We start from the raw sequence: 19,518 nt of genomic DNA on the forward strand, positions 1-19,518 counted from the left end.
AGAATCTCCCTTCTTCATGTGGGCAATTTGTTTTCCATCTATAGTATATCTGAATTTCTTACTTGGACCAAATGTTTCTATCGAAAATCCACGACACTAGCAACAAGCAACCAGATTCGATACAATAGGAAGAGACGAACGATGGAAGGGGATACATATGAATAAAGAAACGTTGACGCTTTTTAAAACATTAACGGAATTACAAGGTGCACCCGGTTTTGAACATGATGTTAGAAAATTCGTAAAAAGTGAAATTAGTAAGTACACAGATGAAATTATTCAAGATAATCTTGGAAGTGTTTTTGGGGTTAAACGAAACGATGGGCCACGTGTAATGGTCGCTGGTCATATGGATGAAGTTGGATTTATGGTAACATCTATTACCGAAAATGGGATGTTGCGTTTTCAAACCCTTGGAGGTTGGTGGAGTCAAGTTCTTCTGGCTCAGCGTGTCCAGGTAATGACGAAGAACGGCCCAATTCCTGGTGTGATTGGATCAATCCCACCGCATTTACTTGATGATACGACTCGTAATAAACCAATGGCAATTAAAAACATGCTTATCGATATTGGTGCTGACAACAAGGAAGATGCCGAACGTATTGGCGTTAAGCCAGGACAGCAAATCGTTCCCGTTTGCCCTTTCACCCCCATGGCTAATGAGAAAAAAATCATGGCAAAAGCTTGGGATAATCGTTACGGGGTAGGTTTAGCGATAGAACTATTGAAAGAACTTCAAAATGAAGAGGTACCGAATGAGTTGTATTCTGGGGCTACGGTTCAAGAAGAAGTGGGCTTAAGAGGTGCACAAACCGCAGCAAGTATGATCAATCCGGATATTTTCTATGCATTGGATGCAAGTCCCGCGAATGATATGACTGGAGATAAGAATGAATTTGGTCAGCTTGGTAAAGGAGCACTTCTACGGATCTATGATCGCTCGATGGTGACCCATCAAGGTTTAAGAGATTTTATCTTGGATACGGCTGAAAGTAATGAAATTCCTTATCAGTATTTCATTTCTCAAGGAGGAACGGATGCGGGGCGCGTTCATCTATCCAATAATGGCGTTCCTTCCGCAGTAGTAGGAATTTGCTCAAGATATATTCATACCTCTTCTTCAATGATCCACATAGATGATTATGCAGCTGCAAAAGAATTAATTATAAAATTAGTGAAATCAACAGATCAGGCAACGGTAGATAGTATTAAAAGCAACGTGTAAGTACAAGGGGCCGAAGAGGCTCCTTTTCTTATGAGCATTTTTTATCAAGTAGGTGGAGGGATGTTGAGTGAATCATTTAGTAGTTGGATCTACGAACCCGGTGAAAATAAACGCAGTGAGAAACCATTTTGTCGGTGAGGTCATAGGGGTGGACGTGGATTCTGGTGTTGCCGATCAACCATGGGGAGACGAAGAAACGCTTCTTGGAGCAAAACAACGGGCTAGAGCCGCATTGGCAACAAGTCAAAGTGAAATAGGTATCGGTCTTGAAGGTGGAGTTCAGATCATTGAAGAGGAATTATACGTTTGCAATTGGGGAGCTCTTGTTGATAAAAATGGCACAGAAGTAATTGCAGGTGGGGCAAGATTTCCGCTTCCTGATCATATTAAAAAAATGCTGGAGGAAGGAAAAGAATTAGGTCCTGTTATTTCCGAGTATGCAAGTCGAGCGGACGTAAGCAAAAAAGAAGGCGCCATTGGGATTTTTACCAACGGCACCGTCTCAAGAACCGACATGTACGATCATCTTGTATCTCTACTTATCGGTCAATACCAATTTCAAATGCGTTAATTCGTTTCGAAAATATAAGATAATGCTTTTAAAGCCTGGTCTGTGTTTTCGACAGTAACTTGAGCTTTGTTAGAAAGTTCTTTTAGTGGGTGATGAAGGGATTCAGGGCGAATCAGAATAAGTGGTTTCTGAAGAGCGATCGCCGTAGCAGCATCCATAGCACTGTTCCACTGTTTATAGTTCTCACCAAAAAGTGCAATGACTACGTCTGATTTATGAAGTAAAACGTGAGTGCGCAGGTTGTTAATTTCAGAAGCAGCTTCATCCTTCAGAATATTATTAGGTTGTTCGCCTTTAATTTCTTCACCAATGTTGTCTGAACGATCATGATTTTCCATAGGTCCAACAAATTGAATAGGCAATTCCATTTTAATAGCGTTTTCTTTCAGTTCATTTCGCCAATCATCGTGAATTTGTCCAGCCAGATAAACCGTCAATTCCATCAGTAGTGCCTCCTTTAAAATGTTTACGCCATTATTGTAGCATGGTTTTTTCATTTATTCCCAGTAAATAGATTAGGGGGAAAAGTTTGACCGTTTAACCTATTCATGAAGTTGGTGGAAGAAGTATGTGTATACTAAAACAGGATAATCCATTTGAAAGGAGAAACAGATGAAAGATTTTTTACATCAGAAAGGCATTACGCTTTCTCCGCGTGTGTATTTTATAACCGCGCTTAGCTATATGGCGCTTGGCCTCTTTTCATCGTTAATTATTGGCTTAATTCTTAAAACAATTGGTGAGCAAGTCTCTACGCTTTCTTTTTTAATCCCAATGGGAGAACTCGCAATGAGCTTAATGGGGCCAGCTATTGGGGTCGCGGTTGCCTATGGTTTAGGAGCACCTCCACTCGTATTGTTTGCAGCTATTCTTGCAGGTGCAGCTGGATCCGAACTTGGTGGCCCTGCTGGTAGTTACGTTGCAGCCCTTGTGGCTTCTGAAGCAGGAAAGCTTGTTTCGAAGTCAACTAAGTTAGACATTATCGTGACGCCGTTAATAACAATTTTTGCTGGTTATGGAACGGCGACTCTCATTGGACCGGGGATTCAATCACTCCTTACTAATTTCGGGTCTCTGATCATGTGGGCAACGGAGCAACGACCGATTATTATGGGGATTATTGTTGCAGTGCTTATGGGACTTGCTCTTACTGCGCCTATTTCGAGTGCTGCAATTGCCATCATGCTTGGATTAGAGGGCATTGCAGCCGGTGCAGCGACGATCGGGTGTGCCGCTCAGATGATCGGTTTTGCTGTAAGTAGCTATCGCGAAAATGGGGTAGGAGGTTTAATTGCCCAGGGAATTGGTACTTCAATGCTCCAGGTTGCAAATATTGTTCGTAATCCGTGGATTTTGCTTCCGCCAACGGTAGCTGGCGCCATCCTTGCTCCAATTGGAAGTGGTTGGCTCTCTTTGTTAAATAATTCTTCCGGTGCTGGAATGGGAACAAGTGGTTTCGTTGGACAAATTATGACGTTTAACGTGATGGGGACTGGTGGCGAAATTTGGCTAGCGATTGTTATGTTGCATTTTGTTGGACCAGCAATAATAAGTCTGTTAATATCCGAAGTAATGAGGCAAAAAGGACTTATTCGTCCTGGAGATATGAAGATACAAACAGATTGAAACAGGGAGGATCATCATGAAGAAATTTGAAAAACATGAAGAATATTTAGAAGCAATTAAAGAAGGGAAATCGGTACTTCTTTTTTCTGCAGATTGGTGCCCGGATTGCCGAGTGATTGAACCATTTCTACCAGAGCTAGAAAAAGAATATAGCGACATGGATTTTTATTACGTTGATCGTGACGATCATATTGAGCTATGTCAGGAAATGGACATCTTTGGTATTCCGAGCTTTGTTGCATTTAAAGATGGAGAAGAAACTGGACGCTTTGTAAGTAAGATGCGAAAAAGTAAAGAAGAAATAGAAGAATTTCTTACAAGTGTAAAGTAACGGACGATCCATGGAACAAAGCTATGCGTCGCATAGCTTTGTTTTTTAATTCGTTCGTTTCATGGTATGATAAGGTGACATCTTCGTATAGGGTGGTGAAAATATGGAACCAAAAGATCTGAAAAAATTGCTCGAAAAACGGCTTCAGCAAGAAGATCGTGAGCTTACATACAATCAAAAAGAAGAAAAACTAAGAGTAGAAGACCGTTCCACAGGAAAAGGAATGAGTCTTGGACTTAAAGGACTCGCTGCTAAGTATGAAGAACGTGGTGAGAAGGTTCTTGAAGAAGTGGTCCATCACGTTGATGAGACGCTCAAGGTAATGAAAGAAAAGCAGAAATTAACAGGTAAGGAAAATCAAATCTTTCCTGTTATTCGCTCTGGTTCATTTGCATCTGAGACAGAAAGCGGGGTTCCGTTTGTATTTGAAGAGCATACTGCTGAAACGCGGATTTATTATGCGCTTGATCTCGGGAACTCCTATCGACTCATTGATCAAGAATGGCTAGAGAAAGAAGATTGGACAAAGGAAGCGTTGCACGAGGTTTCGTTGTTTAATTTAAGAGGGTTATCGACCGAAGTGAAATCAGATACTGTCGCCGGTAATACGTTCTACTTCTTGAATACGAACGATGGCTACGATGCAAGTCGGATCTTAAATGATACTTTACTCGAACGAATGGCTAAAAAAGCGAAGGGTGAATTGGCTGTAGCCGTTCCTCATCAAGATGTTTTAGTATTTGCCGATATTGAGAATGAACGCGGATACGATGCTCTTGCTCAGTTAACCATGCACTTCTTTTCAAGTGGACTAGTTCCCGTAACCGGTCTACCGTTCATGTATGAAGATGGAAAGTTAGAACCAATCTTTATTATGGCTAAAAACAAACCTAAAAAATAATCACTGTTGAAAAAGGAGTACAGTATAATGAATATGTTTTACAATAAAGAAGGCGTTGGAGATACTTTAATTGTTACTTTAGGCAGTACGGAAAGAGAAGATAAGGCTGTTGAGCGTAACGACAATGTTGCCCGAATCTATAGTAAAGAAACAAACCAGACAATAGGGTATAATGTTTTTCATTTTTCTTCCATTCATGAGCTATCAAGCAATGGTGTTGTAGACGAAAGTGAAGAGCTTGTAACAGCAGTCAATCATGCCATTAAAGAGAGTGGTTTTCAAGATGAACTCGTCTATGATCCTTCTCCTAAATTTGTAGTTGGTTATGTAGAAGAAATGGAAAAACACCCAAATGCTGATAAATTGAATATTTGTCAGGTCAATGTTGGAGAAGAGAGACTTCAAATTGTTTGTGGTGCTCCAAATGTTGACCATGGCCAAAAGGTCGTTGTAGCGAAAGTTGGCGCTGTGATGCCATCAGGTATGATTATTAAAGATGCGAGTTTACGTGGAATTGAATCAACTGGAATGATTTGTTCTGCTAAAGAGCTTGATTTACCAGATGCTCCGAAAGAAAAAGGGATTCTTATCCTTCCAGATGACTATGAAGTTGGTTCTGAATTCAAAGCCTACTAGAAAATTTTCTAGTAGGTTTTTTCTTTCGTGTAAATCGGGTATAGCGTATATTGAACTTATTTTTACTGTTTTAGACGAAGAACCACTTTTTTTTACGAAAGATTTTAGAAACAGCCTTACAATGATAGGGGATTTTCCGATAAAATAGAAGAATAGCGCGATCTAAAAGGGCTTAATTAGAAAAGGTGATTGTAATTGGATAATAATTGGTTTAAGAAAGTATGGAGTAAACTATTTGATATTGAAGAGGAAGAGGAGACTGGACGGAGAGATGATGAGGTAAAAGAAACGAAATCTTTAAAAGAACGTACTGATCGAAAACATTCCATCGGGCGGATGGAGAGTGCGAATCGAAAAAATGAAGCTAGAATTGTTCATCAATATCCCAGAGAGGGAAATTTCCGTTTTCCATTAATTCCTGATCAGTCAAATAACCAAACAAAAAAAGAAAATAGAAAAGAGTCGAATTATCCGAAAAAAGAGCAGGGGACCTCAAATAGGACTAGGCCAGAAAAAAAGAATGAGAAGTTAGCCCCGTCCAAAAAAGAAGGTAATGCCAGGAAAGTAGTGAGAGATGGCGTTTCGGATAAAGTGGAGCCAGTAGCTAATAAGAAATTTTCGGGCGTCAATTTTAAACCATCCGAAATCCCTTCGCCTATTTATGGGTTTAGTAAACGCCCCGTTGCTGAAAAAATGGAGGATGCAGCCAAGAAGTCGAATCCTAATCCGCGATATACGTCTCTTGACAAAAGTGATGTAATCGACAAACTTATCCAAGAACCAGTGCCTTTTTCTTTAACTGAAGAGGAGAGTACGGTCTCTCTCTCAGAAAACGCGCACGGTGATCAAGAATCTCCTCAAATGAACGAAGCGTTAGCATCAGTAGAGAAATCGCCTGTTGATCAGCATAATAAGGTTATCCAAGAAGAAGAAGAGAAGCAGGCAGACTTTGAGGTAAATAAGTTTGAAGTGCAAAGTGATGAACACCATGTTCATGAGGTGGAAGAGGAGATTCAATTCCGCGAGCCTCTAATGATGGATGCACAAGAAAAATTCCCAATTTCCGAAAACGCTTCAAAGGAAAACGAAACATTTAATGAAAAAGAAGAAGAGATCAATGAAGAGATCAATGAAGAGATCAATGAAGAGATCAATGAAGAACCTACCGCAATTGGATTTGAAAATGAAATCTTAGAGGGAGAAGACTCTACTATCTTTAACCAATCAGTAGAGCATCCTATCGAAAATGACGAAGAACCTGAAAGCTTAAAGGAGCAAATTTTCGAGGGAGAACGAGAACCTTTAAACCATGTTGGAGAACAGCAGGAAGTAATTGTACACAGTGATGAGAATGTTCCAGAACAAGAAGTAGAACAAGAGCAGGCTCAAGAAACTGAAAAACCAACTATGTCCGTTCCAGAAAAATCTCATAAACAAGATCGACAAGAGGAAAGTCGTCCAAAACCCCAGGTGCCTTATAATGTGATGATGTTAGCAAACGATCGTCGTCATGTAACGAAAAAGCCAGGAACAGGTGCTGATTATAAACTTCCTCCGATTTCGCTTCTAGATATTCCTCCACGGAATGAAGGTAGTGATGATCAGTGGCTTGAAGAACAGAGAGAGTTATTAGAATCAACGCTTGCCAATTTTAACGTTCAGGCAAAAGTTATTGGAGCAACGATGGGACCAACGGTTACTCGTTTTGAAGTTCAGCCAAGTCCTGGTGTTAAGGTCAACAAGATTACGAATTTAAGCGATGATATTAAACTTAGTCTAGCTGCACGAGACATCCGGATGGAGGCACCTATTCCTGGTAAAAATGCCATTGGAATTGAAGTTCCAAATCCTACGAGTAAGCCGGTCTTTATTCGAGAAATTGTGCGAAGCGGGGCTTTTCAAACGGAAGGTTCTTTATTAAATGCTGCACTTGGTTTTGATATAGCTGGGGAAGCAAAAATAACAGACATACAGAAAATGCCACATGGTCTTATTGCGGGCGCAACAGGATCAGGTAAAAGTGTATGTATCAACTCTATATTAGTTAGCTTGTTACTTAAAGCAAATCCTAATGATGTGAAAATGATGCTAATTGATCCAAAAATGGTTGAGCTTGCACCATATAACGGTCTTCCACACCTGGTTACTCCAGTAATTAATGACGTAAAAGAAGCGACTACTGCACTGAAGTGGGCAGTCGATGAAATGGAAGAGCGATATGAGAAATTTGCAGCTGCAGGTGTTCGTGACATAAAGCGCTACAACGAGCGTGCAATTAACCACGGTGAGCCTCAGCATAAACTTCCTTACATTGTTATCGTGATCGATGAACTAGCTGATTTAATGATGGTATCCCCCCAAGATGTAGAAGATGCTATTTGTCGCATTGCTCAAAAAGCAAGAGCGTGTGGGATTCATCTGCTAGTTGCAACCCAAAGGCCATCAGTTGATGTTATTACAGGGTTAATAAAAGCAAACATTCCAACTCGAATTGCTTTCTCAGTATCATCTCAGATTGATTCAAGAACCATCCTAGATACGAGTGGGGCGGAGAAGCTACTTGGAAAAGGCGACATGCTTTGTTTAGAGAACGGCTCATCAAAACCTGTCCGTTTGCAAGGGAACTTTGTATCAGATGAAGAAATTGAGCGAGTGACTTCTTTTGTACGTAAACAAAGGAAGCCTAACTACTTAATTAAGAAAGAAGATTTAATGAAAAAACAGCAGTATGATGACCAAGAGGATGATTTGTTTGAGGAGGCATGTATGTGGGCACTTGAACAAGGTCAAGCTTCATCTTCTGCTCTGCAGCGTCGTTTTAGAATTGGATTCAACCGCGCAGCAAGACTCATTGAGATGATGGAAGAGCGCGGGTTGGTTTCTGAAGCAATGGGAAGTAAGCCACGAAGTATTTTAATGAGTAAAGCTGATTTTGAAGAAGCATTCTCAAAAGATATGCACGTCTAGTGCGTATCTTTTTTACTTGTTTTATGTAGCCTGGTTCTATATGATAAATAGTGTTAAGCTAATGTTAAATTATAGTCAGATAAGTGAATGGTTGAACATAGAGAGCTCACATTCGAATGACGAAACTACTTGAAGGAGCCCCATTATGAAAGAAATTGAACTTAAAATGCAAGGGAAAATAAAAAGACTTACAAACCGCACGTTTAAATTTGATGAACGCGTAGGTGAAGGCTGGTTTTCCGCAGTTTACTTTCTTAAAACATGCGAAATTGTGGAAGAGTTTAAACCAGATAATATTGTGACGATGCAGTTTTTTCAAAAGCACGATGCCGTTCTTTGTGGTTCAGATGAAGCAATTGCTCTGATTAAAACATTTGCAAAGAATCCTGATTCACTTGAAATTGATTCTCTTAAAGATGGAGATAAAATTTCTCCGTTTGAAACGGTACTGAAAATTAAAGGACCTTATCAAAACTTTGGTTTCCTAGAAGGAATTATTGATGGTATTCTGGGCAGAAGAACATCAGTAGCGACGAATGTTTATCATGTAGTAAAAGCAGCTCGATCATCAGGGATACAAAAACCAGTTATTTTTATGGGCGATCGTGATGACCACTATACGCAACAAGCTGGTGATGGATACGCATCCCATATTGGTGGTTCTACTGCTCAGGCAACGCATGCGATGAATGAATGGTGGGGTAAAAGAGGAATGGGGACAATGCCACATGCCCTTATTCAACTGTTCAAAGGTGATGTTGTTGAAGCTTCGAAAGCATACTATGCGAAATATCCTGAAGATGAATTAATTGCGCTGGTGGATTACAACAATGACGTCATCACAGACTCATTGAAAGTGGCAAGGGAGTTTGGTGACACATTAAAAGGTGTTCGAGTCGATACTTCCCGTACAATGGTTGATCAGTATTTCTGGAGAAACCCTGACGTTTTAGGAACATTTGATCCAAGAGGGGTAAATGCTGAATTAATCTTTGCCCTAAGAGAAGCCCTTGATCATGAAGGATTTAATCATGTCAAAATTGTCGTTAGCGGAGGATTTACTGAAGAAAGAATCAGAACGTTCGAATCTCAGAATGTTCCTGTTGATATTTATGGTGTAGGTAGCAGTTTGCTTAAGGTGGATATTGGGTTTACTGGAGATAATGTTATTCTTGATGATGAACCCGAAGCGAAAGCTGGCAGAAAATATCGACATAATCCACGTTTAGAGCGTGTTGAATAAGCAATAAGAGACAGGAACACAGTCCTGTCTTTTTTGCGCCCGTAGGACCAATTTAGTTTCATGAAATTTATTGTAGACCTGTCTCTATTTCTGCTATAATGTAGTATTGAAAAGAAATGCAGCGCATACTTGTAATAACATCATATACTAAAAAAAGGTTAAGCGGAGAAGAAATGAAAGTGTGGAGGTTCTGAAATGACTATATATCACTTTGTTGGCATTAAGGGATCCGGGATGAGCGCTCTTGCACAAATCCTTAGCGACATTGGATACAGTGTACAGGGTTCAGACGTAGAGAAGAGATTCTTTACACAGGAGGCTTTAGAGCAAAAAGGGATTACTATTCTTCCATTTGGAGAAGAAAACATTAAAGAAAACATGACGATTATTGCTGGTAATGCTTTTGATGATCAGCATGAAGAATTAGTGCGAGCAAGAGAAATGAACCTTCCTGTCTATCGTTACCATAAATTCCTTGGCGACTTTATTCAAAAGTTCACTAGTATTGCTGTAACAGGTTCTCATGGTAAGACATCAACAACTGGTTTGTTATCTCACGTGGTTGGAGCAGCAGAACCAACATCGTACCTTATCGGAGATGGCACTGGTAGCGGCGTGAAAGATAGCCAATATTTTGTTTTTGAAGCATGTGAATACCGTCGTCACTTCTTATCATATCAACCTGATTATGCAATTATGACGAATATTGATTTTGACCATCCAGATTATTTTACAGATGTGGATGATGTGTTTTCGGCATTTCAAGAAATGGCTATGCTTGTAAAGAAAGGCATTATTGCATATGGAGATGACTCTTACCTGCAGCAGATTCAAACAAAAGTACCAGTTGTCTTCTACGGCTTTGATGATCAGAATGATTTTCAAGCGACAAATATTAAAATAGATGAGAACGGTACTACCTTTGACGTTCATGTTCGTGATGATTATTATCGTACGTTCCAGATTCCGATGTTTGGGAAACACAATGTGTTAAACGCTTTATCTGTAGTAGCGCTCTGTCACTATGAAAATCTTTCTGGGGATACCGTAGCGGCTCAACTAGCAAATTTCAAAGGTGTTAAGCGGAGATTTACTGAAAAGGTAGTCGATGGCCAGGTACTCATTGACGATTACGCTCATCATCCAACTGAAATTAAAGCGACAATTGAATCTGCTCATCAGAAATACCCGAATCGTGAAGTTGTGGCCATTTTCCAGCCTCACACTTTTACGAGAACAAAAACGTTTTTAAATGAATTCGCGGATGTTTTAAAAGAAGCAGACGTTGTTTATTTATGCGATATCTTCGGTTCAGCACGAGAAGATGCGGGTCAATTATCGATTGATCAGCTGATTGAGAAAATTCCAAATGCGCATATGATCTCAGAAGAATCCATTCAGCAATTAAATGAGCATGAAAGTGGCGTCCTTCTTTTCATGGGAGCTGGCGATATTCAAAAGTATCAAGCAGCTTATGAAACAGAAAAAGCTTCTATCTAAAAGAAAAGGCTCTTATGCCTTTTCTTTTTTTTGCTTAAATACACAAATTTGCTTAGTAGATCAAGGAGATTGTGTTATAAAAAAAAATAAAAAAGGAATAATGAAACTTGTAACGAATTTATTATGGTGTAGGGTAGTAAAGTAGACTCATTTTTCACTCATATGTGAAATGACAAACTTGTGTTTACTAAAGACAAATGAAGGGAACAGTTGGATAAAAGGGAGGTGCCAGTACATGGAGATTATTCTTTACTTAAGCGTTGCTATTATTGCGATTGCATTTGCAGTTTTAGTTTATTTCGTAGCACAAACGTTAAAATCTTTGAAAGATACGCTAAGTAACACAGCAAAAACACTTGATAGTCTTGAAAAACAAATGAATGGTTTAACAACCGAAACCACAGCACTGCTACATAAGACAAATTTACTTGCAGAGGATATTCAGGGTAAATCTGAAGCTCTGGACACAGTCTTTGTGCAAGTGAAAGAAGTTGGAACATCACTTGGAAAAATGAATCATTCTCTAAAAAATATTACCGGTAAAGTTACCGATGAAGCAGAACGTCAATCTGAGCAGGTTACAAAAGTGGTTCAGTGGGGAAATGCTGCTATGCAAATTTGGCAAAAATGGCAAGTCAAAAAGAAAGCAACTGATCAATATGTTGATTCAAAATCATAGGAGGTAATTTAAATGTCTGACAACAACATTAACACAAAAGATTTTATCATTGGTTCACTAATCGGTGGAATTGTAGGGGCTGCTGCTGCACTACTATCAGCGCCTAAATCTGGTAAAGAGCTTAGAAGCGATCTTAACCAACAAGCAGGAGCAGTAAAAGAAAAAACGTCACAATTCCGTGATTCTGCAGTAGAGCGTAGCACAGACTTTGCTAATCGCGCTAAAGAGAAATCTTCAACGATTTACAAGCAGGTTTCTGATCAGTCAAATAACATCGTTTCAAAGATTAAAGATCGTAATCTTGAATCTGAAGAAAACGAAGCACTTCATACTCAGGCAGATGCAGATGTAGAGAGCTTCCAGCAGGATCTTAATGATCACTTTTCTGAAGAAGAACCAGCTTCAATGGAAAATCCTACGAAGCCATAAATGAAAATTATTAAATGAAAATTATTAAATGAAAAAGAAGAAGCTTAGTGCTTCTTCTTTTTCATTTGGTCACGAATTCTTTATAATGTAACTATAGCTATTTGAAAGGAGAGAGTTTAATGGCAATTACAAAACTAACAACATCTGATGATTTTAAGCGGGTTAAAGAGGATCATTCACAATTTATAGTATTTAAAAATAGTACGACTTGTCCAATAAGTGCTCAAGCATTTGAAGAATTTGAAAAGTTCTCTGAGGATGTGACGGAAGAAGTATATTATTTAAATGTGCAAGAATCACGCCCATTATCGACGGAAATTGCGGATACGTTCGGAGTGAAGCATCAGTCACCACAAGCGCTTGTATTTAATGGAGGCGAAGTGGTTTGGAATGACTCCCATTGGAGAATTACTTATACTTCTTTGACCGATGCTGCAAAGCAATTTCTAAAATAAACGGCTTTATGAAGCCGTTTATTTTTTTACTAACATGGTTTAATGCTTAAAAGCGTTTAAGAATTAAAAGAAAAGTAGTGACATTTTATTTTTCATCGTATATAATAACCCTAATCACTTAAACAGATAGGAGTGGAGATATTATGGCTAATATCCAAATTGATGAGTTGAGAGAGAAATTAGACGAGATTAACCTACAGCTGCTTGATTTAATTAATGAGCGTGCTGAAGTGGCGAAAGAGATAGGTAGAGTAAAGAAAGCACAGGGGATTAATCGTTTTGACCCTGTTCGAGAGCGTAAGATGCTTGATAAGCTTACGGAGAAAAATGGTGGGCCGTTTGATAATTCCACTCTTCAGCATATTTTTAAGGAAATTTTTAAGGCAAGCCTTGAGCTACAGGAAGATGATCACCGTAAAGCGCTGTTAGTTTCAAGAAAACGCCAGCCGGATAACACCGTAATTGATATTAGAGGCGAAAAAGTTGGAGACGGCGGGCAAGTCCTTATTTCAGGACCATGTGCTGTTGAAAGCTATGAGCAAGTTGCAGAAGTGGCAAAAGCTGTTAAGAAGCAAGGATTTAAAATGCTACGTGGTGGTGCTTTCAAGCCGCGTACATCACCATACGATTTCCAGGGACTTGGTGAAGAAGGGTTGAAGATTCTTAAGCAAGTTGCTGATGAGTACGATCTTGCAGTTGTAAGTGAAATCGTTAATCCAGCAGATATTGAAACAGCAGTAAAGTACGTTGATGTTATTCAAATTGGGGCACGTAATATGCAGAACTTTGAATTGCTTAAAGCAGCAGGTTCTGTTGATAAGCCTGTACTACTTAAGAGAGGTTTATCTGCTACAATTCAGGAATTCATTAATGCTGCAGAGTACATTGTTTCAAACGGAAATACGCAAGTGATGCTTTGCGAAAGAGGCATTAGAACATATGAAAAAGCAACACGAAACACGTTAGATATTACAGCTGTACCAATTCTTAAGCAGGAAACTCATTTACCAGTTCTAGTTGACGTAACGCATTCAACTGGACGTAAAGATCTATTATTCCCAGCAGCAAAAGCAGGCCTTGCGATCGGTGCCGATGGTATAATGGTTGAAGTTCATCCTGATCCTGCAGTTGCGCTTTCAGATGCTGCTCAACAGTTAGATATTCCACAGTACGAACAATTTGTTGAAGATTTGAAAGCTAGTGGATTATTTAATCCAGCAAAAGTTACGCCTTCTACTATTTAAGTAGAAGGTTTTTTGTTGTATCTATTTCAATAAGTGGGATAGGTTGGGAATAAAAGAGCAGAAGAGTGTTATCATATGTAATAATCAAGACAAATAGCATACTGTTATCATTTTATGTGTGAAATTTATGCTTATATGAAGCAAAAAAGCGTTAAATATGCTATCTTTAATACAGTATCTACTTGTGAAATATCCTACATACCAAATGTAGACAATTTTGCATGGAGCATAACAACGGATTAGTGTTAGTCGATATAAGGATTTGGTTTGCAGTCAAACGGATAGTATCGTATCATTAAGTAAATTAAAGTCCGTAAGAGCATGAAGGAGGATCATCGTGAATACAACGATTTATGACGTAGCGAAAGAAGCAGGAGTATCGATGGCAACTGTATCGAGGGTTGTTAATGGCAATCCTAACGTAAAGCCTGCCACCAGAAAAAAAGTATTAGAAGCAATTGAAAGACTAGGATATCGACCAAATGCGGTCGCAAGGGGACTTGCTAGTAAGAAAACGACTACTGTAGGCGTTATTATCCCTGATATTTCTAGTATTTTCTTTGCAGAGCTTGCTCGTGGTATTGAAGACATTGCGACAATGTATAAATACAACATTATTTTGAGCAATTCAGATCAAAATAAAGAAAAAGAAATTCACTTGCTTAATACGATGCTTGGTAAACAGGTGGATGGGATTGTTTTCATGGGCGGTAAAATTACCGAAGAGCATGTAGAAGAATTCAAGCGCTCTCCCGTACCAATTGTGCTAGCTGCAACGCTTGAAAAGAGTCAAGAAATCCCTTCCGTTAATATTAATTATCAGAAGGCGGCTTATGAGCTTGTCGCTAGTTTTATTGAAAAAGGGCATAAAAAAATCGGTCTTGTTAGTGGGCCGTTGGAAGATCCAATTAATGGCGAAGAGAAGTTTCTTGGGTACCGCACAGCTCTTGAAGATGCAGGGATGACGGTTGATGAAAACTGTGTAGCCATTGGTGACTATACGTACGATTCTGGTATTGAAGCGATGGAAGGATTCTTAGAGCTAGACGAGAAACCTACTGCCATTTTCGCAGGTACAGATGAAATGGCTCTTGGCGTTATTCATGCAGCGCAAGATAATGGATATAATGTACCGGAAGATTTTGAAGTAATCGGATTTGATAACACTAGGCTTGCGACCATGGTTCGTCCAACCCTTTCTACAGTGGTTCAACCAATGTACGATATCGGTGCTGTTGCGATGCGTCTACTAACGAAATTAATGAATAAAGAAACAGTAGAAGAGCAAACTGTTGTATTGCCACACCGTTTGCAACATCGGAATTCTACGATTCATAACGAAGAATAAAAAACGAGCCTGTGGCTCGTTTTTTCTATTGATTCGTAATTTGATAAAGCGCTCTCTCACAAGTGAGTTTATTCTTCTCTGTAATCTCTTGTTTTCTTGGAATAGGCTCATATAAATTAGTCTTATCATCCCAATTTTCGGGGAGAGTAAGGGGGGAATGGGGATTCCATCGATCTAACCACTGTTGTGGCAATCTTCCTGATATTGATAACCCTTTCATTTCAAGCCAAATCCTCGACCACGCTCTTGGTACTACCCGCCAGATATCATATCCCCCGCCACCAACAGCAATCCACTTACCATCACAATATTCGTGTGCAAGCTGATGAGCTAACTTTGGTATGAATTCATAGCTTTTCATCGAAACAGAAAGATGTGTTAAGGGATCATAGTAATGGGCATCAGCTCCATTTTGAGTTAAAATCACATCTGGTTTAAAAAAGTCGATTACTTTTCGAAAAGAGGCTTCATAAACTTCTTGGAATGATTCATCCTCAGTAAATGCATCAATTGGAACATTAAAGGAAAATCCATATCCTTTTCCCTGTCCTTTTTCATTAATGTTTCCTGTTCCAGGGAATAAATAGCGACCAGTTTCATGAATCGACAGGGTGCAAACTTCAGGATCGTCATAGAAAGCCCATTGAACCCCATCACCATGATGAGCATCCGTATCGACGTAGAGCACTTTTGCACCGTAATTCTTCTTCATATATTCAATAGCAATGGAGCTATCATTATAAATACAAAAGCCAGATGCTTTCCCTCTAAATCCATGATGCAGGCCACCGCCTACATTGAGCGCATGATCAGATTTTCCGGACATAACGGCATCAACAGCCGTTAGCGTACCACCAACAATGAGAGCACTCGCTTCATGCATATTTGAAAAGATGGGCGTATCTTCAGTACCAAGCCCATAGTTCGCTGCGATGGACGAAGCTAAACTTCCTTTCCCAGCTTTTTTCACTGCGTCGATATACGCTGGGTCGTGGATTAGAGCAATTTCGTCATCTGTTGCTATTCGAGGCGCAATTACATCTGAATCGTTTAGAGCCTTCATTTCAGTAAGAAGGTCCTGTGTGAGTTTAACACGAATATGATTGAAAGGGTGATCATCACTAAATTTATAGTTTAGATAATCTGAGGAGTAAACAAAAACAGAATCGCACGTCATCTTTGAACACCCGGCATGCTCGGCCAAAGAACCTCATAACCTTCCTTTTTGATATCATTGATGACCGAAGTTGGATTCATTGTCTGAATGCGAAAAACGATATTTTTGTATTTTTCATCGTGACTGCATGGATAAACAAGCACACTGATGATGTTAACATTACGTTTTTTAATGATTTGGGTGATATCGGCAAGTTGTCCAGAAACGTTAGCTACCTGAACTTCAATATGTGAACTCGGCTGATGTGCACCTGTCAATAGGATAAGCGTATGTAACATGTCTGTCTCAGTTACCATACCGATTACTTTTCGGTTATCTACAATGGGGATGGAACTAATGCGCTGTTCGTAAAAAATTGTCGAAATCTCTTCAACGAAATCTAGTGGGTGAGCTGTAATCACATCTTTCTTCATAATAGAGGAAAGATGTGATTGTAACACTTCTTTGTTCGGACTTGAGTCAAGAATAGATGGACTAGCATCTTTAATATCTCGATCCGAAACAATACCAGTCAGCTCTCCTTCGCTATTTACGATCGGAAGGTGACGAATATTTTTTTCTCTCATTAGTTTAATTGCATCTGCAATGGTTTGATTCTCTTCAAGTGAAAAAACATTTCGATTCATAATTTCTTCTATGACCAACTTGACTCACTCCTTTGCAAACTTAATACATGAAGCGGTTATGAAATCGGAGACGATCAAAAGCTTGAATAGAGTCCTGGTTAATCCTCGTCCCAATTCGAGCCATTAAACAATTTGCTGGATGAGAGCTAATTTCAGGATCGTCCGTTGCATACCATTCCAATCCTCCAGCATTCATCATTTTCTCCATGACTTTACGGTAATCCCATACAGATAATCCAGTTCCTTTAAGATCCCAATGCCAATAATATTCGGTCGTAATCACAATGTAATCGTTCATAGCATCGTCCATAAAGGAAGTTTTAAGGAGGCTTTTGCCTACTTTAGCATTGCGATATTTTGGAATAACCTCAATCGCTCCTAATTCAATTAAATCTTCCATTTTCCCTTCTGACCAGCGTTCAAGAGGATCGGGATAAAGAAATGTAACATAGCCTACTATTGTTTCTCGTTCTCTCGCTACAATAATTCGTCCTTCAGGAAGTCCAGCTATTTCAACTAGGGCTTTATGCTGCTGCTCAGGGGGACGAAATGCGACAAGATCCTTATGTAAATGATAGGATGCAAGGCGATCGGGGGTGATTGGGCCTTCAATAATTAGTTTTCCATGTGGCGTATTCCACTCAATTGCATTATACGTCTTATGATGTTCCATCTAGTCACCACCTTTTAATAATGGTCTCAATTCTTATTATACATGAAACAAGATAAATGTAAGGGGTTTCAATGTTATTTTTTGAAGTTTTGTCATTTGTTAAAAAATTAGGAATTTATGTTATACTAACAGGGAAAGACATGAAGGAGAAGGAGGAGATTACTTATGGAATTGAAACCGCTTTCTGCTACATTGGGTAATCATAATTTACAGGATTATGAAGCTACATACGGGAATTTTGATTGGAAAGACGTGGAGAAAACATTTACTTGGAGTGAAACAGGGAATGTCAATATGGCCTACGAAGCAATTGATAGGCACGCTGAGTCCGATCGTAAAAACAAAGTAGCTCTTTATTTTTCTGACCCAACTCGCGATGAGAAGTATACGTATAGTGAAATGAAATCAATGAGTAACAAAGCTGGGAACGTTCTAAAAAAAGTGAATGTTGAAAAAGGGGACCGGGTCTTTATTTTCATGCCAAGATCACCAGAGCTATACTTCATTCTTCTGGGAACGCTTAAACTTGGTGCGATTGCTGGACCGCTTTTTGAGGCTTTTATGGAAGGTGCGGTGAGAGATCGGCTTGAGGATAGTGAAGCAAAGGTACTCGTCACAACTCCTGAATTACTCGAACGCGTACCAGTTGATGAGCTTCCGAACCTTGAAAGCGTTGTGTTAGTGGGAGAAAACGTAAAAGAAGAAGGACCATATATCGATTTTTATAAGCATTTTAAGTCAGCAGACAAGAAGTTGAAAATAGAATGGGTTGACCGTGAAGATGGTATGATTCTTCATTATACTTCAGGGTCGACAGGTAAGCCAAAAGGCGTTCTTCATGTTCATAATGCGATGGTACAACATTATCAAACAGCGAAATGGGTACTTGATTTAAAAGAAGATGATGTCTATTGGTGTACCGCCGATCCTGGCTGGGTAACCGGAACCTCTTATGGTATTTTTGCTCCATGGCTTGCTGGAACGTCGAACGTCATTCGTGGCGGTCGCTTTAGTCCAGAAGATTGGTACGGAACAATCGAAAAATATGAAGTAACTGTATGGTATAGTGCACCTACCGCATTTCGTATGCTTATGGGAGCGGGAGATGAGATTATTAAGAGATTTGATCTTTCATCCCTACGCCATGTTTTAAGTGTCGGAGAACCGTTGAATCCAGAGGTTATTAAGTGGGGAAATCAAGTACTTGATCTTCGCATTCATGACAACTGGTGGATGACGGAAACGGGCGCGCAGCTAATCAGCAATTACCCTTCTATGGAAATAAAACCAGGATCAATGGGTAAACCGATTCCAGGCGTGCACGCGGCGATCGTCGATGATCAAGGGAATGAACTACCAGCTAATCGAATGGGGAACCTAGCGATTAAGAAAGGTTGGCCATCGATGATGCGGGCGATCTGGAATCGTCCTGAGAAATATGAAAGTTATTTCTTAAAAGGAGACTGGTACGTATCTGGCGATTCAGCTTATAAAGATGAAGATGGCTACTTCTGGTTCCAGGGGCGTGTGGATGATGTGATTATGACTTCAGGTGAAAGAGTCGGTCCGTTTGAAGTTGAAAGTAAACTAGTTGAACACAGGGCTGTTGCTGAAGCAGGTGTTATTGGTAAACCAGATCCTGTTCGAGGGGAAATTATTAAAGCCTTTATTGCACTGAGAGATGGACATGAGCCATCTGATGAGCTAATGGAGGAGATTCGTAACTTTGTGAAAAAAGGTCTCGCTGCTCATGCGGCACCTAGGGAGATCGAATTTAGAGATAAACTTCCGAAAACAAGAAGTGGTAAAATTATGCGTCGTGTGCTAAAGGCGTGGGAGCTTGATTTACCTACTGGAGATTTGTCAACGATGGAAGATTAAAGAATA

General features: G+C 39.6%; 19 protein-coding genes. 15 read left to right on the forward strand and 4 right to left on the reverse strand.

What is annotated here, in order from left to right; genetic code table 11:
• The first annotated feature begins 157 nt into the window (after window positions 1-157).
• Window positions 158-1,225 (forward strand): M42 family metallopeptidase, encoded by a 1,068-nt coding sequence (locus tag PQ578_RS05245; protein WP_273832516.1) that lies wholly within the window; start codon window positions 158-160, stop codon window positions 1,223-1,225.
• A gap of 67 nt (window positions 1,226-1,292) precedes the next feature.
• Window positions 1,293-1,796, forward strand: a complete 504-nt coding sequence (locus tag PQ578_RS05250; RefSeq protein WP_273832517.1) for a DUF84 family protein — start codon at window positions 1,293-1,295, stop codon at window positions 1,794-1,796.
• On the opposite strand, the gene PQ578_RS05255 is transcribed toward PQ578_RS05250, so the two are convergent.
• Window positions 1,793-2,239, reverse strand: a complete 447-nt coding sequence (locus tag PQ578_RS05255) for a YtoQ family protein (protein ID WP_273832518.1) — start codon at window positions 2,237-2,239, stop codon at window positions 1,793-1,795. The genes PQ578_RS05250 and PQ578_RS05255 overlap by 4 nt on opposite strands.
• A 169-nt stretch (window positions 2,240-2,408) precedes the next feature.
• Here PQ578_RS05255 and PQ578_RS05260 point away from each other — a divergent pair, with 169 nt between their 5' ends.
• The 12 genes from PQ578_RS05260 to ccpA all read left to right on the forward strand — a co-directional run bounded on the left by PQ578_RS05260 (window position 2,409) and on the right by ccpA (window position 15,155).
• Window positions 2,409-3,422: a PTS sugar transporter subunit IIC gene (locus PQ578_RS05260; RefSeq protein ID WP_273832519.1), complete on the forward strand. Its 1,014-nt coding sequence runs from the start codon at window positions 2,409-2,411 to the stop codon at window positions 3,420-3,422.
• 16 nt (window positions 3,423-3,438) lie between these two features.
• Window positions 3,439-3,753, forward strand: coding sequence for a thioredoxin family protein (locus tag PQ578_RS05265; protein ID WP_273832520.1), 315 nt, complete (start codon window positions 3,439-3,441; stop codon window positions 3,751-3,753).
• 103 nt (window positions 3,754-3,856) lie between these two features.
• Entirely contained in the window at window positions 3,857-4,654 is a 798-nt protein-coding gene (locus tag PQ578_RS05270; RefSeq protein ID WP_273832521.1) for a DUF1444 domain-containing protein, read from the forward strand.
• Window positions 4,655-4,681: 27 nt separating this feature from the next.
• Complete coding sequence (gene ytpR / locus PQ578_RS05275) at window positions 4,682-5,290, forward strand: YtpR family tRNA-binding protein (RefSeq protein WP_273832522.1); 609 nt, start codon at window positions 4,682-4,684, stop codon at window positions 5,288-5,290.
• A 195-nt stretch (window positions 5,291-5,485) separates the two neighbouring features.
• Window positions 5,486-8,257, forward strand: a complete 2,772-nt coding sequence (locus PQ578_RS05280; RefSeq protein WP_273832523.1) for a DNA translocase FtsK — start codon at window positions 5,486-5,488, stop codon at window positions 8,255-8,257.
• Between the two features lie 145 nt (window positions 8,258-8,402).
• Entirely contained in the window at window positions 8,403-9,500 is a 1,098-nt protein-coding gene (locus PQ578_RS05285) for a nicotinate phosphoribosyltransferase (RefSeq protein WP_273832524.1), read from the forward strand.
• A gap of 195 nt (window positions 9,501-9,695) precedes the next feature.
• A complete protein-coding gene (gene murC, locus PQ578_RS05290; RefSeq protein WP_273832525.1) occupies window positions 9,696-11,000 on the forward strand; it encodes a UDP-N-acetylmuramate--L-alanine ligase in 1,305 nt (434 codons plus the stop codon).
• A gap of 235 nt (window positions 11,001-11,235) precedes the next feature.
• Window positions 11,236-11,679, forward strand: coding sequence for a DUF948 domain-containing protein (locus PQ578_RS05295; RefSeq protein ID WP_098444566.1), 444 nt, complete (start codon window positions 11,236-11,238; stop codon window positions 11,677-11,679).
• Between the two features lie 12 nt (window positions 11,680-11,691).
• Window positions 11,692-12,108, forward strand: a complete 417-nt coding sequence (locus tag PQ578_RS05300) for a YtxH domain-containing protein (protein WP_098444565.1) — start codon at window positions 11,692-11,694, stop codon at window positions 12,106-12,108.
• Window positions 12,109-12,227: 119 nt separating this feature from the next.
• Window positions 12,228-12,563 (forward strand): bacillithiol system redox-active protein YtxJ, encoded by a 336-nt coding sequence (gene ytxJ / locus PQ578_RS05305; RefSeq protein WP_273832526.1) that lies wholly within the window; start codon window positions 12,228-12,230, stop codon window positions 12,561-12,563.
• Window positions 12,564-12,706: 143 nt separating this feature from the next.
• A complete protein-coding gene (locus PQ578_RS05310; RefSeq protein WP_098444563.1) occupies window positions 12,707-13,807 on the forward strand; it encodes a bifunctional 3-deoxy-7-phosphoheptulonate synthase/chorismate mutase in 1,101 nt (366 codons plus the stop codon).
• A gap of 337 nt (window positions 13,808-14,144) precedes the next feature.
• On the forward strand, window positions 14,145-15,155 hold the full coding sequence (gene ccpA, locus PQ578_RS05315; RefSeq protein WP_273832527.1) for a catabolite control protein A: 1,011 nt from the start codon (window positions 14,145-14,147) through the stop codon (window positions 15,153-15,155).
• Between the two features lie 25 nt (window positions 15,156-15,180).
• Here ccpA and PQ578_RS05320 read toward each other — a convergent pair whose 3' ends face one another.
• The 3 genes from PQ578_RS05320 to PQ578_RS05330 are packed head-to-tail and all read right to left on the reverse strand — an operon-like array spanning window position 15,181 to window position 17,631.
• Window positions 15,181-16,332, reverse strand: a complete 1,152-nt coding sequence (locus tag PQ578_RS05320; RefSeq protein WP_273832528.1) for an acetoin utilization protein AcuC — start codon at window positions 16,330-16,332, stop codon at window positions 15,181-15,183.
• Window positions 16,329-16,976, reverse strand: a complete 648-nt coding sequence (locus PQ578_RS05325) for an acetoin utilization AcuB family protein (RefSeq protein WP_273832529.1) — start codon at window positions 16,974-16,976, stop codon at window positions 16,329-16,331. The genes PQ578_RS05320 and PQ578_RS05325 overlap by 4 nt, the downstream gene beginning before the upstream one ends.
• Before the next feature lie 22 nt (window positions 16,977-16,998).
• Window positions 16,999-17,631, reverse strand: a complete 633-nt coding sequence (locus PQ578_RS05330) for a GNAT family N-acetyltransferase (protein WP_159783789.1) — start codon at window positions 17,629-17,631, stop codon at window positions 16,999-17,001.
• 165 nt (window positions 17,632-17,796) lie between these two features.
• Between PQ578_RS05330 and acsA the strand changes: the two genes are divergently transcribed.
• A complete protein-coding gene (acsA, locus tag PQ578_RS05335; protein WP_273832531.1) occupies window positions 17,797-19,512 on the forward strand; it encodes an acetate--CoA ligase in 1,716 nt (571 codons plus the stop codon).
• Window positions 19,513-19,518 lie beyond the last annotated feature (6 nt).

The organism is Guptibacillus sedimenti (assembly GCF_028610665.1).
Taxonomy (GTDB): Bacteria; Bacillota; Bacilli; order Bacillales; family Guptibacillaceae; genus Guptibacillus; species Guptibacillus sedimenti.

Bases quoted from the DNA above. Each gene is read 5' to 3' on its own strand.
- ytxJ (WP_273832526.1), top strand. From the start codon at position 12,228: ATGGCAATTACAAAACTAACAACATCTGATGATTTTAAGCGGGTTAAA.
- acsA (WP_273832531.1), top strand. From the start codon at position 17,797: ATGGAATTGAAACCGCTTTCTGCTACATTGGGTAATCATAATTTACAG.
- PQ578_RS05285 (WP_273832524.1), top strand. From the start codon at position 8,403: ATGAAAGAAATTGAACTTAAAATGCAAGGGAAAATAAAAAGACTTACA.
- PQ578_RS05300 (WP_098444565.1), top strand. From the start codon at position 11,692: ATGTCTGACAACAACATTAACACAAAAGATTTTATCATTGGTTCACTA.
- PQ578_RS05265 (WP_273832520.1), top strand. From the start codon at position 3,439: ATGAAGAAATTTGAAAAACATGAAGAATATTTAGAAGCAATTAAAGAA.
- PQ578_RS05310 (WP_098444563.1), top strand. From the start codon at position 12,707: ATGGCTAATATCCAAATTGATGAGTTGAGAGAGAAATTAGACGAGATT.
- PQ578_RS05255 (WP_273832518.1), bottom strand. From the start codon at position 2,239: ATGGAATTGACGGTTTATCTGGCTGGACAAATTCACGATGATTGGCGA.
- PQ578_RS05260 (WP_273832519.1), top strand. From the start codon at position 2,409: ATGAAAGATTTTTTACATCAGAAAGGCATTACGCTTTCTCCGCGTGTG.
- ytpR (WP_273832522.1), top strand. From the start codon at position 4,682: ATGAATATGTTTTACAATAAAGAAGGCGTTGGAGATACTTTAATTGTT.
- murC (WP_273832525.1), top strand. From the start codon at position 9,696: ATGACTATATATCACTTTGTTGGCATTAAGGGATCCGGGATGAGCGCT.
- PQ578_RS05245 (WP_273832516.1), top strand. From the start codon at position 158: ATGAATAAAGAAACGTTGACGCTTTTTAAAACATTAACGGAATTACAA.
- PQ578_RS05330 (WP_159783789.1), bottom strand. From the start codon at position 17,631: ATGGAACATCATAAGACGTATAATGCAATTGAGTGGAATACGCCACAT.
- PQ578_RS05320 (WP_273832528.1), bottom strand. From the start codon at position 16,332: ATGACGTGCGATTCTGTTTTTGTTTACTCCTCAGATTATCTAAACTAT.
- PQ578_RS05295 (WP_098444566.1), top strand. From the start codon at position 11,236: ATGGAGATTATTCTTTACTTAAGCGTTGCTATTATTGCGATTGCATTT.
- PQ578_RS05270 (WP_273832521.1), top strand. From the start codon at position 3,857: ATGGAACCAAAAGATCTGAAAAAATTGCTCGAAAAACGGCTTCAGCAA.